The following is a 12,856-nucleotide window of genomic DNA, read 5'->3' on the forward strand; positions in this document are numbered from 1 at the left end:
AAGGAGACCCTCATGACCAAACGCTTTTCCAGTCCGACGCCAGGCGCGTCAGACCGCCCGCAATCACAACAGAAATCATGCCGCGTCAGCCTCGCAGGGATTCTATCCGTGATGATTGTCCTGCTAACCCAGCCGGGTGTTGCTGCAACGGCGCCCGTCATCAAGGGCACTTATAACACCCCCTCCATTCAGGCCTATGACCGCAACGGCCAGCCCACCACCCGGGTCGAGGCGGCTTCTCTGACCGGCCATCGCGTGATCGCCAAGGATCCATCCACCGATATGCTCGCAGTCGAGACCGACAAGGGTGTCGTTTACGTCACCGAGGATTCCGTCGAGGCCGAGATTGGAGCTGTCGCGCCCACGCCTACGCAATGCGTGCAGATCGGCGCCGCCTCCACCGACGAAGTCGGCGGCAGCACAAACAACCTCGGCCGCAACTGTCATGGAAGCTGAATGATGTATGCACCATCCCGTCCACTGGCTGCGCTGCTCAGCCTCCTGACCCTCAACGCCTGCGCCGGAGAGGGCGGTAGCGGGATTCCCACCAGCGGACGCCTGATCGATCAGACGCATCCTCCTCAGGACTACGCGCAGGCTACGACCGTGCAGGGACTGTTGAGCCCAGCAAACACGCTGGCATCGGGAGTGATCGAGGCCCCTCAGGTGTCGGCCTACCCTCAGGAGATCGTCGACCGATTGCTCAATGGCTGGTCCGGCCCTAAGCCGGATGCGCGCGTCTGGCTGACGCCTGATATGGCCTTCACATCGGATGTATCGGTCGGAGGCGCCATATTCCTCAATACCGGACTGATCCGCTATTTCCACGATACGCCGGATATCCAGAAGGAAGATGCCCTGGCTTTCGTGCTGGCGCATGAATTGTCACACATCCTGTTGGGCCATACGGCTGCGCAACGCGCAAGCAAGGCGCGCAAGGACTATGCTTTCAGCGCCATGAAATGGGGGTCCGTTATTGGTCGCTTCGCTGCTGGCAGTGGGGCTGCAGGCGATGTCAGCAGGGCCATCGTCTCTTCCATGGGCGCCAAGGCCTTTCTTGATACGACCCTGTTCCCCTCATGGTCGCGTGATCAGGAAGAGCAGGCCGACGCGCTCGCTGTCGATCTGATGGCGCGTGCAGGCTATGCCGTCAGTGCTGCAACAGATGTGATGGACGTCCTGATCAGTTCTGAAGATCAGGAGATGCAACGTCAGGCACAGGACGAGCAGAAGACAGGCAAGAGCTTTGTCGCAGACTCCGTTACCTTCCAGGCGAAAGCAGGGGACGGACTGGATGGGGCAATTGTGGACGCGCTCAGAGCGGTTGCCCAGCAGCACCCTCATGCACGCGAGAGACGTGTCGCCCTGGCGGCCTACCTACGCCAGGCCTATCCGGTACGCGCCCATGTCGCACTCGAACGCAGGCCCTTGCAACAATGGGAGTCCAGTCGCCCCGTCGCTGCACTGCTCAAGGGCACGGAACAGCTCAATCAGGCAGCCGTTCAGATCAAATCGGCCCAGTGGGGTCAGGCCCGACAGACATTGGCCCATGTCGCCCAGCCCGCCAGCGGAAGCGCCTATTACGCGCTCATGGCGTATCAGGTATCCACGCAAACCGGACAGAAGGCCCAGGGGGTCAAGCTGCTTTCCGCAGCGGCACAGCGCGATGACGTCACGTTCCCGATCGCGACGGAATGGGGCATGGCTCTGACATCTGCCGGCAAGTACAATGAGGCAGAAACATATATGGCCACCGAACAGACGGCCATGAACAATACGAGCTTCCTCCCTTACCGCATCACAAACGCCCGCAAGGCCAAGGACGAGGTGAACGCCTTCAAGCTTTCGGCGATCTGTGAGGGACTGGGCGAAGACGCCCTTGCCAAGCAATGTTCTGCCGTCGAAAAGAACTGACAGCCCTGCTGCCCGGTGATTTCAGCCGAAACCTCTGGGCACGCATGCAATAGGGGCACGTTTTGACCATACTCGCTAGTTTCGCCCGCGCCGGCCGGCAGCGCGCCTGACCGTATGGTTGGGCATCAGCTGCCCAAAGAATACGGGACAGACTTGATTTGACTTGGATATTGTCGTGCCCATGCTGCACTATGCGTTGCCAATGCCAATACTGCCGCTAAATATTCAAAGTCTCGTCTTTGTCCGAGAATAAAAATAGCGGTTAGAAGGACCGATTGCACCATGTCTTTCCCAGAACTCCCGCCCCGCAAGACGCTTCCCATCCCGCCTCGCCTCCCCTCCGGCGTGATCAAGATCGGTGTCGTTGCTCTGGGCGCCGTTGCCGTGATCGCAATCCTGAATCCGTTCTACCAGATCGCCTCGGGCTATTGCGGCATTCTGACCAATTTCGGCTCGGTGCAGCCCACTGCGCTCGAGCCCGGTCTGCATATCGCGATACCGGTCTATCAGAAGATCATCTCCGTCTCCACGCAGCCACAGACCATCACCTCGCATGAACAGGCTGCAACGCATGACCTTCAGGATGTCCGCACCTCCGTATCGGTCACGTTCCATATTGCCTCCGCCGATGCGCCGGGGTTCTTCCGCGATTTCCGCACACTTGATGTTCTCGCGCGCCGGATCATCGAGCCCACGGTCTCGAACGATGTGAAAGCGATCACCGCCAATTATAATGCGGAAGAGCTGATCACGAAGCGCGACCTGGTGGATGGTCAGATCAAGGATCTGATCATTCGCTCGCTTCAGCCCTATCATCTGACCATTCATTCCGTGAACACGGCCAACTTCGCGTTTTCGACCGCCTACGCGCAGGCCATCGAAGCGAAGCAGGTGGCTCAGCAACAGGCATTGCAGGCCCAGTACACGTTGCAACAGACCCAGATCTCGGCGCAGGCTCAGGTGGTTCAGGCCAAGGCGCAGGCCGATGCCGCCGTCGCAACGGCACAGGGACAGGCCCAGGCGCTGCTTGTGACGTCTCAGGCGCAGGCTAAGGCGAACAGTCTCGTCTCGCAATCCCTGACACCGGCCCTGTTGCAGCAAAAGGCGCTGGATCGCTGGTCGGGTACCATGCCGACCTATCTGAGCGCAGGCGCCCCCCTCCCCTTCATCGGCTCGATGGAGTCCGTTCAGAAATAGAGGCCTCACTTCCTGGCGAGCGTCACGCCCTGCTCCTGACAAAGCCCTCTTGCCGATCCGGTGCTCTCTCCAAAGCGTGGCACCGGATTTGGGAACGGGAAACGGCTTCAGACACCGCGATTGCGGCCGGCGTGCGCTTCTCGCCCCATCACCTGCGCATAGGGAAAGCTAGAGGCCGCGCCGAGATAGCGAACGGTTCCTGAGGTATCACGCCCGCTCGTTCACCTGCGGCCTGGCCCGACAAGGTAAGAGACAAACCGTTTCCGAAACGACCATAGCCGGTTCGCATTCCATTCGCCGTCCAAGGTCGGCATGGGGGTCCTTAAACAATCCGCCTCCCATGTCCGTTCCTCATGTCCTCCGAGCCAGGAGTTGCGAGATTCGTACATACGGGCATTCCTGCGCTCATTGCTTCAACAAAAGCTTTCATAAACGCAGCCGCCTTTTATCGACGCCCCCTCCCGCGCGCACCCGTCAAAGACATAGAACCTGGACGCATTACATAAAAAAACCGCCCTGTCTTTCGACAGGGCGGCTCTTTCATAACCTTGATAGAAAGGCGCTGGATCAGAAATCCATATCGCCCATGCCACCCATGCCACCCGGACCACCGGCCGGAGCGGCCTTCTTCTCGGGCTTCTCGGCAACCATGGCTTCCGTCGTGATCAGCAGGCCGGCAACCGAAGCTGCGTCCTGAAGAGCCGTGCGGACAACCTTGGTCGGATCGATGATGCCAGCGGCCACCAGATCTTTGTACTCGGCGTTCTGTGCGTCGAAGCCGTGCGTGTAGTTGTCGATCTCGAGCACCTTGCCAGCGATGACAGCGCCATCTTCACCAGCATTGAACGCGATCTGACGCAGCGGAGCCTGCAGGGCCTTGCGGATGATGTCCGCACCGACGCGCTGATCGTCGTTCTGGAAAGCCAGATCCTTCAGGGCAACGGAAGCGCGGGCAAGAGCCGTGCCACCACCCGGAACAATGCCTTCTTCAACGGCGGCGCGGGTTGCGTGCAGCGCGTCGTCAACGCGATCCTTGCGCTCCTTCACCTCGACTTCGGTGCTGCCACCGACGCGGATGACGGCAACGCCACCAGCCAGCTTAGCCAGACGTTCCTGCAGCTTCTCGCGGTCGTAGTCCGAGGTGGTTTCCTCGATCTGCGCGCGGATCTGTGCACAACGGCCCTTGATGTCGTCCGTGTTACCGGCGCCTTCAACGATCGTGGTGTTTTCCTTCTCGATATGCACCTTCTTGGCGCGACCGAGCATGTCGAGCGTAACCGTCTCGAGCTTGATGCCGATATCTTCGCTGATGACCTGGCCACCCGTCAGGATAGCGATGTCTTCCAGCATGGCCTTGCGACGGTCACCGAAGCCAGGAGCCTTGACAGCAGCGATCTTGAGGCCACCGCGCAGCTTGTTGACGACCAGCGTGGCCAGAGCCTCGCCATCGACGTCTTCTGCGATGATCATGAGCGGACGGCCAGACTGCACAACGCTCTCGAGCAGCGGCAGCATCGGCTGAAGCGAGGACAGCTTCTTTTCATGGATCAGGATATAGGGGTTATCCAGATCCGCCATCATCTTCTCGGCGTTCGTCACGAAATACGGCGAGATGTAGCCGCGATCGAACTGCATGCCCTCAACGACGTCGAGTTCGGTGTGCAGGCCCTTCGCTTCCTCAACCGTGATCACGCCTTCGGAACCAACCTTCTGCATGGCCTGCGAGATCATCTCGCCGATTTCATGCTCGCCATTGGCCGAGATCGTGCCGACCTGCGCCGTTTCGGCAGGGGTGGTGATCTTGCGGGTGTTCGCCTTCAGCTCTTCAACGACGGCTGCAACAGCCTTGTCGATGCCGCGCTTCAGGTCCATCGGGTTCATGCCAGCGGCAACAGCCTTGGCGCCCTCACGGATGATGGCCTGGGCCAGAACGGTTGCGGTGGTCGTGCCGTCACCAGCGATATCGTTGGTCTTCGAGGCCACTTCGCGCACCATCTGGGCGCCCATGTTCTCGAACTTGTCGGCCAGTTCGATTTCCTTGGCGACGGAAACGCCGTCCTTGGTGATGCGCGGTGCGCCGAAGCTCTTGTCCAGGACAACGTTGCGACCCTTCGGGCCAAGCGTGACCTTCACGGCGTCAGCCAGGATATCCACGCCACGCAGCATACGCTGGCGGGCATCAGCGCCGAATCTTACGTCTTTGGCAGCCATTATCTTTTCTCCAGTAGAGGTTCAGTGTGCGAAGATGGGGAGACTGGAAATCAGCCGATCACACCCATGATGTCGCTTTCCTTCATGATCAGCAGCTCTTCGCCGTTGATCTTCACCTCGGTGCCGGACCACTTGCCGAACAGCACACGGTCGCCAGCCTTGACGTCCAGTGCCACGAGCTGACCCTGCTCATTACGGGCGCCCGAACCAACGGAGACGACTTCGCCTTCCATCGGCTTTTCCTTGGCGGTGTCCGGAATGATGATACCACCGGCCGTCTTCTGCTCGCCCTCAAGGCGGCGAACGACGACACGGTCATGCAAAGGCCGAAAATTTGTCATTATGGATCGCTCCACTTTTCTCTAAGGCGGCGTCCTTGCTCAAAAGCAACGCCGCCGGTTTGCGCGCCCGCTCAGCCGCAGCGCGTTAGCACTCCCGATACGAGAGTGCCAAACAGGTAAGAGAGCCCTGCCCTATCGTCAAGGGTCGTTCCTGTCATCTCCGTCATTTTTCATCGAGCCTTCATTATTCGCGCCAGCAGGCACGGCGAAGGCTGCGTCCTCCAGCCTGGCGCCATCAAGTTCGCGTGCCCTGATCCCGCGCTCAAGCTCGGTTTTCAGCCTTTCGGCCCGGGTCCGACCGTGAAGGATCCGGTTTTCCTCCGCAAGGGCCGCATCCTTCTCACGCGCCACACGTTTGCGCACACGACGCAGATTGATGATTTCTGCCATGGTGATCGTTGATCTCCCGACGCAATGAACAAGAATGAAGGAGGGTCGTTCCGTGGGACACCTGATATCCCTGACCGCCTCGGATACCCACCATTTTAGCGCCTATGAGGCCGGTGAGGCCAGTGCGCCGCGCGCCCTCGTCGTGGTCCAGGAAATCTTCGGCCTGACCGATCATATACGCGCCGTCTGCGATGAACTCGCTGATCGTCACGGCTATCACGTGATCGCTCCGGCCCTGTTCGATCGCGCCAGGCGTGACGCCGTACTGCCTTACGACCAGAATGGCATGAGCGAGGGCCTCGCCCTGCGTGAACGGATCAGCCCGGATGAACTTCTATCGGATGTCACGGCCAGCGCCCATGCGCTCAGTCATCATGGCCATGCGAAGGTTGGAATCCTCGGCTTCTGCTGGGGCGGACTTGTGGCTTGGGAGGCGGCAACACGCACGCGCCTCTTCTCTGCTGCCTGCGCATGGTATGGGGGTGGTATTGCCTCAGTCAGTCACGAAAAGCCGCATTGCCCCGTGCAGCTCCATTTCGGTGGCGAGGACGATCACATCCCCCATACCGATATCAACACGATCCGCGAGAACCGCCCGGAGGTCGAAATCTTCGTTTATGACGAGGCCGGTCACGGATTTGGCTGCAATGATCGTCCAGGTTTCAATCGTAACGCTCGCGATCTCGCCCATGAGCGCAGCATCGCGTTCTTCTCCACTCATCTCTGATTTTCTGAAAGCCGCATCATGCCCAGCACAGACAGCACCAACCCCCTGATTGACAGCCCGGAGCGCGATGCGCGCATCACCGCCAAGTCGCGCGAACTCTGGGAAGCCGATGGCAAGCCGGGATGCGGCCCGGAAGCCTATCTCGAAAACGCCTCGGAAATCATCGGCATGGAGGAGCACCCCCATACGGGCGAAATTCCGGTAAGCAGCCTTCCTGACCCGGCGCTTGCCGATGTGCAGGTCGAAAATGCCGAAATTCAGGAGAACCTTGGGGAGTTTCCCGAGCGCCAGACCGATCAAGGCGATCGCGACCACTTCCCCGAGAAACAGAACCGGTCCTGAGCAAGCTCACGCTCCGGCCAACGGAGCATTGGGAAAGGGGCCGTTTTCGGCCCCTTTCCCGAAGGCGCGTCAGCGCAGAACGCGCCCCGCCACGGCATCGAGCTTCGCGAGCATCTGTGGATCGCGTGCATTGGGTGCCGTGATGATCGCGTGATCGAGCGCGCGCTCGGCCCCAGAGGGGCACAGCCCACGCGTGCGACCGAGTTCCGGAATGATCGCCTTGACGAGGGCCTTGGCCTTGGCCGCGTTCTGGGTCATGACCGCCACGACGGCATCCACGGTCACGGAATCATGGTCGTCATGCCAGCAATCATAATCGGTCACCATGGCGATGCTCGCATAGCACATCTCGGCCTCACGGGCGAGTTTGGCCTCGGGCATATTGGTCATGCCGATGACCGAACAGCCCCACTGGCGATAAAGCTCGCTCTCGGCGCGGGTCGAGAATTGCGGCCCTTCCATCACAAGATACGTGCCGCCGCGGACCAGCTCCACGCCGATCTTTCCGGCCTGCTCCGCGATCACGTCCCCCATGCGTGCCGATACCGGATCGGCCATGCCCACATGGGCCACACAGCCCCGTCCGAAGAAGCTCTTCTCGCGCGCAAATGAGCGGTCGATGAACTGGTCGACCAGCAGGAAGACGCCAGGCGGCAGATCCTCACGCAGCGATCCGACCGCCGAGAGCGAGACAATATCCGTCACGCCTGAGCGCTTGAGTGCGTCGATATTGGCGCGGAAATTGAGCTCCGAGGGAGGAATGGGATGACCGCGGCCGTGGCGTGGCAGGAATACACAACGCACACCATTCAGGCGCCCGAAGAGCAGTTCGTCCGAGGGCTCGCCCCAGGGCGTCTCGACACGACGCCATTCCTTCTCTTCCAGTCCGTCAATGTCATACAGGCCCGAGCCGCCGATAAGGCCGATCACGGGTTCGATGGTCACATCTTCAGTCATCAGGTTTCACCTTTCCGGTCTGACCGCTTTGCAGGGCTTCAGGAACACCAGAATGAGGCGTTTCGCAACCTGTCAGTGTTTTCATCTCCCCCGTCATGGTTTCAAAAGCCCCGTTTTGCTATAGGCTTGCCCATTCAGGCTGGCGCAAGACCAGCTGAAACAGAAAGCGGAGCTTGTGATGAGCGCGACTTTGGATCCGAAAACATTCGGCACCCTCATCCGTGACCATGTCCCCCATGATTCCTTCAAGGAGGCAGCGCGTCACTGGTTCGAAGCGTTGCGCGACAAGATCTGCGCTTCATACGAGGCGATCGAGGACGAGGCTGTCTCCCGACGCTCTCCCGTGCTGCGTGACCGGACCGAGGCGGGACGTTTCGTGCGTACGGCATGGAACCGCCATGACGACCCGAGCGGCAACCTGCATGGCAGCGGCGTCATGTCCGTCATGCGTGGGCGCGTGTTCGAGAAGGTCGGCGTCAATGTCTCGACCGTCTGGGGAGAATTCTCTCCCGAATTCCGCAGGAATATGCCTGGCGCCAATGAGGATCCGCGCTTTTTTGCGACCGGGATCTCGCTGGTCGCGCATCCCTGTAACCCCCATGTCAGCGCAGCGCATTTCAACACCCGTATGATCATCACCAGCAATGGCTGGTTTGGCGGTGGCGGCGACATCACACCCATCTTCCCGGACAGCGAGGAAGCCAAGGCGGACGCGGCGGATTTCCACCAGACCTTCCGCGATGCCTGCGCGCGCCATGACCCGGCCTATTACGAGCGCTTCAAGGCATGGTGCGACGAGTATTTTTATCTGCATCATCGCAACGAGCCCCGCGGCCTGGGTGGCATCTTCTATGACCATTTCGACAGCGGGAATGTCGATCAGGATTTTGCCTTCACCAAGGATGTGGGCCTCGCCTTCTTTGAAGCCTATCCCCGTGCGGTACGCTCGCGCATGATGCGTCCCTGGACCGATGAAGAGCGCGACGCGCAACTGATTCGTCGTGGTCGCTATGTGGAGTTCAATCTGATACATGACCGTGGCACGGTTTTCGGACTGAAAACCGGTGGCAATACCGAGGCCATTCTCATGAGCATGCCTCCAGAGGTGAAGTGGCCCTGACGAACGGGACACGATTTGGCCGCAATCGTCTGGCTTATCGCGGCAAGCCAGACGATCTGGCGGTGAAGGGAACGACGTGCACAGCAAGATGATGTCTCTGGCGGCAAAAAGAATGCTGAGCCGCCGCAGTCTTCTCTCCACCATCGCCGCGACCACAGCGGCGACCATCCTCCCTGCCCGCGCCTGGGAAGACGACATCAGCGCCGAAGCCCGCCCTCCTGCTCTGGCAGATACCCCCCGTCTCATCGTTGGCGGCGGCCCCGACTCCCTGCCTGGTCAGGTTGCGCCCATTCTCGCCACCGCCCTGGCGAGGGGACTATCCACCCTCACCCCCATCTCGACCCATTACGATCTGGGCCGGGACGGGGTGACAGCCGCCAATCTCTTCGACACCCAAAGCCCGGAAGCCGATGGCAACACCGCCATTCTGGCGCCCGGCGCTGCCCTGATCGCCTCGCTCGCGGGGGATGCGCGAGTTCATTTCGATTACTCGCGCTGGGCCGCGCTCATCATGGCGCGCCGCCCGGTTGTCACGCTCGCCAAGGCGGAACTCCACAGGTCCCTACGATCTCGACTGAGCGGCATGTTCCATGACCGCCCTGTAAGACTGGCGGTGTCGCATCCCACCGGCGTGGAGCTTTCCAGCCTCCTTGGGCTCTCCCTTCTGGGCCTGCACCCCCTCCCTGTCCCGGGATATGCCGGCAAGGCAGAAGCGCTCGAAGCGCTCAAGAGCGGTCAGGTCGATGCCGTGCAGCTGACGCCCGGGCCGGGGGACGATCTCTCGGCCGATATCGCCTCCGCTCCGGAGGGCATCAAACCCATCTTCTTTTCCGGCCCGACGATCGCCGGGGTTCCGAGCTTTGACGCGACCTATGCAATGGCCCGGGGCCATGCGCCCTCTGGCGCATTATATCAGGCCTGGGGTGCCGTCTCGAATGCTGCCGCTTCGGCATTGATCCTCGCCTTACCCATGCTGACACCGCCACTGGCCATTGCGCGGTGGCGCCACGCGGCGCAGGAGGCGGTCACGGAGGCCGCACTCAAGACCTGGAATGACTCCCAGCACCTGACGATCACGGCAGGCGCCGACGCGGCCCCTCTGTTGAACCAACTCGAGCCGGAACTGACATCGCTTCTCGCCCTCAGACGCTGGATCAACAATAACCAGCCAAGATGGCGTCAGGGTCAGGAAACGCGCCCCACCTGAACAGAGCGCGCACTGGTCCTCACGCGCTGTGCCGATAGCGCCGCACCCGCCATTGAGCGCATCTCGATGCCTCAGAGGCGATCACGGGATCTCAGCAGGATACGCACCGCACCCTTGTTCTTCTTGTGGGTGTGCACAACGGCGAGGATGAGCGGCCTCAGATCACCCCGATCAAGCCAATGAGGCAATTCCTGCCGGATCACGCCTCCCTCCTGACCGCTGCCAAGGCCGGTAATCACTTCGACACAGCGCACACCCTGAGCGCTCGACGCATGCAGGAAGTGGTGGAGCTTGTGAAAAGCGTCCTGGGCAAAATGGCCATGCAGGTCAAGACGACGCTGCGGCTTCATCTTGCCGCTGGCAAGCGCATTCCATGATGTCGTATCAAGCCCGGGCTGACGATTATTGATCTCCAACCGCGCATGCTGCCGCGCCCTTGGCACGGGGACCGCCATGACACGCATGACCTCGCGGATACGCAGAGTAGGCGACGCGTCCGCTGAGGTATTTGAGCCGGGCCCGGTACCCGCCTTTCCCTGAACGTCCCCTGACCGGTCGGCCATATCGCCAGAAGGATTTTGCTGATCCGAGGAACGGCGTTGGGGACGACCATGTCGCGTTGACAGGCGGCCGGCCTTGTCACGCAGGGGCAGGATCGTGCGCGCGAAGGAGCGCCAGAGGCTTTCTTCGTCCGAACTCAAGTCGCGTCGGGCCACTACCAGTCCTTCTCTGCACAAGGGGGGTCTTCCCGCCCCTGTGTCTTACTGGGCGTCAGGGGCCTTCAATGGCGGTTCAGCAACCACCTGCTGTAACGGAACGCCCTGATATCGGCCAGTCAATGTTTTGAGGAACGCAACGATATCATCGACATCGCTTTGGGGAAGCGTACCGTAAGGCGTCTGGTACCGCGCCATCTGACGCACGGCCTCGTCGAGAGTTGCGGCGCTGCCATCGTGGAAATACGGCGCGGTCAGAGCGATGTTGCGCAGGTTGGGCACCTTGAAACGCTGACGATCCTCGAATGCATGCGTAAAGCCTTCGCGGCCGGAATCGACGGCGCTCAGCTTTGCCTTGCGGTCATCGAAATAGGGCCCTTCGAGACCCATGACCTCATAGGCGTCGCCGCCGATCGCGACACCGCTATGGCACCCTGCGCATCCAAGAGCCTTGAAACGCGCGTAACCACGCTTCTCTTGCGCCGTGATCGCATTGTTATCGCCCTTGAGGTAGAGATCGAAGGGGCTGTCCGGTGTGATCAGCGTCTTCTCATACTCGGCAATAGCATTGGTGACCGTCTTCTCATTGACGGAGTCAGGTCCGTACAGGCTCGCGAACGCCGTGTGATATTCGGGCACGGCCGCGATAATGGCTGCTACCGCATTCCAGTCATGTGCACCCATTTCTACCGGATTTGTCACGGGGCCAGCGGCCTGGGCGGCAAGATCGACGGCGCGTCCGTTCCAGAACTGGGAGACGCTGAACACAGCGTTATAGACCGTGGGGACATTGATCGGGCCTTTCTGGCCGTTGATCCCGGTCGCAGTGACGAGGTTGTCTACCCCCCCCTTGTCCAGCCCATGGCAGCTTGCACAGTTGAGCTTGCCATCTCCGGAAAGACGCCGGTCGAAAAACAGCTGACGTCCGAGTTCTGCCTTGGTCCAGTCGACGGGCAGACTTTCCGGGATAGGCTGAATGACCTCGCCGGCGAATTGCGGCGCCACCCCCGGTGTCGCGTAGTAGCGCCGACGCTGGTCGGCGACCCAAGTGAGCACATCATGTCTTGCTCTCTCGGTCATATAGGCATGCGGATGCATCAGCAGATAGGCTGCGGGCGGCATACGGTTCTGGCTGATGACTGCCTCGATGCGCGAAAGCTGCTCGACCGAGGGTGGTTTACCGCTCATGAAGGCCGCCAGAACGGGCTCGAAACGGAAATGACGCTGGCCCGCCACGAGGTCGCGCTTCATGATCTGATTTGCAAAGGGAAGCTTGAAGTAGAAAGGCAGATCGGCCTTTTGCGTGTGGCAGTAATCGCAACGCGTTTCCTGGAACGCGCTATAGGCCGCGAGCGCCTTTGGATCATGCCAGGTCGGGCTGCCCGTTGGCAGGCGGGGGGCGCCCTGATGATCGAAATGGGTGAGATAGGCTATCGTTCCACCATAGGCCAAAGCTCCGGCCACAACCAAACCTGCAATTGTTGTTTTTATAAGCCCTTTATTTACGGCGGTACCCGTCAACCGTCTCTCTCCCTTTAGTGATCGTGCGATACATCACAATGACGACACATTTCCCGAGTGTCAAAATAATGATCCCGATTAATTTGATCGTTTTTACCTATGAGCGTGACAAGGGAGCCCGAGCTGAGATGCGCTCTCGGCAAGCGCTCTTCACCTCGCCCGCCGATCTCAGGGAGATGAAGCGGCGTCGATATCCCCGGTTTGTGCGCGAGG

13 protein-coding genes are annotated in these 12,856 nt (G+C 60.5%); 7 read left to right on the forward strand and 6 right to left on the reverse strand.

Annotated features, from left to right (window positions below; genetic code table 11):
• The first annotated feature begins 12 nt into the window (after positions 1–12).
• The 3 genes from C0V97_RS04770 to C0V97_RS04780 all read left to right on the forward strand — a co-directional run bounded on the left by C0V97_RS04770 (position 13) and on the right by C0V97_RS04780 (position 3,111).
• Positions 13–456, forward strand: a complete 444-nt coding sequence (locus C0V97_RS04770; RefSeq protein ID WP_127101212.1) for a hypothetical protein — start codon at positions 13–15, stop codon at positions 454–456.
• A complete protein-coding gene (locus C0V97_RS04775) occupies positions 457–1,914 on the forward strand; it encodes a M48 family metallopeptidase (protein WP_127101214.1) in 1,458 nt (485 codons plus the stop codon). It abuts the gene before it with no gap.
• 282 nt (positions 1,915–2,196) lie between these two features.
• Positions 2,197–3,111 carry a prohibitin family protein gene (locus C0V97_RS04780; protein ID WP_127101216.1) on the forward strand — a complete coding sequence of 305 codons (915 nt, stop codon included), beginning with the start codon at positions 2,197–2,199 and terminating at the stop codon, positions 3,109–3,111.
• Between the two features lie 567 nt (positions 3,112–3,678).
• On the opposite strand, the gene groL is transcribed toward C0V97_RS04780, so the two are convergent.
• The 3 genes from groL to C0V97_RS04795 form a co-directional block, all read right to left on the reverse strand.
• On the reverse strand, positions 3,679–5,322 hold the full coding sequence (gene groL / locus C0V97_RS04785) for a chaperonin GroEL (protein ID WP_127101218.1): 1,644 nt from the start codon (positions 5,320–5,322) through the stop codon (positions 3,679–3,681).
• A 50-nt stretch (positions 5,323–5,372) separates the two neighbouring features.
• Positions 5,373–5,663 (reverse strand): co-chaperone GroES, encoded by a 291-nt coding sequence (gene groES, locus C0V97_RS04790; protein WP_127101220.1) that lies wholly within the window; start codon positions 5,661–5,663, stop codon positions 5,373–5,375.
• Positions 5,664–5,801: 138 nt separating this feature from the next.
• On the reverse strand, positions 5,802–6,053 hold the full coding sequence (locus tag C0V97_RS04795) for a DUF4169 family protein (RefSeq protein WP_127101222.1): 252 nt from the start codon (positions 6,051–6,053) through the stop codon (positions 5,802–5,804).
• A gap of 52 nt (positions 6,054–6,105) precedes the next feature.
• On the opposite strand from C0V97_RS04795, the gene C0V97_RS04800 reads away from it, so the two are divergent.
• Positions 6,106–6,780 carry a dienelactone hydrolase family protein gene (locus tag C0V97_RS04800; protein WP_127101224.1) on the forward strand — a complete coding sequence of 225 codons (675 nt, stop codon included), beginning with the start codon at positions 6,106–6,108 and terminating at the stop codon, positions 6,778–6,780.
• An 18-nt stretch (positions 6,781–6,798) separates the two neighbouring features.
• Positions 6,799–7,122, forward strand: coding sequence for a hypothetical protein (locus C0V97_RS04805; protein WP_127101226.1), 324 nt, complete (start codon positions 6,799–6,801; stop codon positions 7,120–7,122).
• 69 nt (positions 7,123–7,191) lie between these two features.
• Here the strand turns inward: C0V97_RS04805 and C0V97_RS04810 are convergent, their stop codons facing one another.
• Positions 7,192–8,079 carry an S-methyl-5'-thioadenosine phosphorylase gene (locus tag C0V97_RS04810; protein WP_127101228.1) on the reverse strand — a complete coding sequence of 296 codons (888 nt, stop codon included), beginning with the start codon at positions 8,077–8,079 and terminating at the stop codon, positions 7,192–7,194.
• Between the two features lie 178 nt (positions 8,080–8,257).
• Here C0V97_RS04810 and hemF point away from each other — a divergent pair, with 178 nt between their 5' ends.
• Both hemF and C0V97_RS04820 read left to right on the forward strand, forming a co-directional pair.
• Complete coding sequence (gene hemF / locus C0V97_RS04815; protein WP_127101230.1) at positions 8,258–9,199, forward strand: oxygen-dependent coproporphyrinogen oxidase; 942 nt, start codon at positions 8,258–8,260, stop codon at positions 9,197–9,199.
• A 112-nt stretch (positions 9,200–9,311) separates the two neighbouring features.
• On the forward strand, positions 9,312–10,406 hold the full coding sequence (locus tag C0V97_RS04820) for a hypothetical protein (protein WP_127101232.1): 1,095 nt from the start codon (positions 9,312–9,314) through the stop codon (positions 10,404–10,406).
• Positions 10,407–10,477: 71 nt separating this feature from the next.
• On the opposite strand, the gene C0V97_RS04825 is transcribed toward C0V97_RS04820, so the two are convergent.
• A complete protein-coding gene (locus C0V97_RS04825) occupies positions 10,478–11,122 on the reverse strand; it encodes a Smr/MutS family protein (RefSeq protein WP_233581973.1) in 645 nt (214 codons plus the stop codon).
• Between the two features lie 45 nt (positions 11,123–11,167).
• On the reverse strand, positions 11,168–12,613 hold the full coding sequence (locus C0V97_RS04830) for a cytochrome c peroxidase (protein WP_127101514.1): 1,446 nt from the start codon (positions 12,611–12,613) through the stop codon (positions 11,168–11,170).
• Between the last annotated feature and the right edge of the window lie 243 nt (positions 12,614–12,856).

The organism is Asaia sp. W19 (genome assembly GCF_003994335.1).
Classification (GTDB): Bacteria; Pseudomonadota; Alphaproteobacteria; order Acetobacterales; family Acetobacteraceae; genus Asaia.

Excerpts from the sequence above, each read along its gene's own strand:
- C0V97_RS04775 (WP_127101214.1), top strand. The coding sequence starts at position 457 with ATGATGTATGCACCATCCCGTCCACTGGCTGCGCTGCTCAGCCTCCTG.
- C0V97_RS04810 (WP_127101228.1), bottom strand. The coding sequence starts at position 8,079 with ATGACTGAAGATGTGACCATCGAACCCGTGATCGGCCTTATCGGCGGC.
- C0V97_RS04780 (WP_127101216.1), top strand. The coding sequence starts at position 2,197 with ATGTCTTTCCCAGAACTCCCGCCCCGCAAGACGCTTCCCATCCCGCCT.
- C0V97_RS04820 (WP_127101232.1), top strand. The coding sequence starts at position 9,312 with ATGCTGAGCCGCCGCAGTCTTCTCTCCACCATCGCCGCGACCACAGCG.
- hemF (WP_127101230.1), top strand. The coding sequence starts at position 8,258 with ATGAGCGCGACTTTGGATCCGAAAACATTCGGCACCCTCATCCGTGAC.
- groES (WP_127101220.1), bottom strand. The coding sequence starts at position 5,663 with ATGACAAATTTTCGGCCTTTGCATGACCGTGTCGTCGTTCGCCGCCTT.
- C0V97_RS04795 (WP_127101222.1), bottom strand. The coding sequence starts at position 6,053 with ATGGCAGAAATCATCAATCTGCGTCGTGTGCGCAAACGTGTGGCGCGT.
- groL (WP_127101218.1), bottom strand. The coding sequence starts at position 5,322 with ATGGCTGCCAAAGACGTAAGATTCGGCGCTGATGCCCGCCAGCGTATG.
- C0V97_RS04770 (WP_127101212.1), top strand. The coding sequence starts at position 13 with ATGACCAAACGCTTTTCCAGTCCGACGCCAGGCGCGTCAGACCGCCCG.
- C0V97_RS04805 (WP_127101226.1), top strand. The coding sequence starts at position 6,799 with ATGCCCAGCACAGACAGCACCAACCCCCTGATTGACAGCCCGGAGCGC.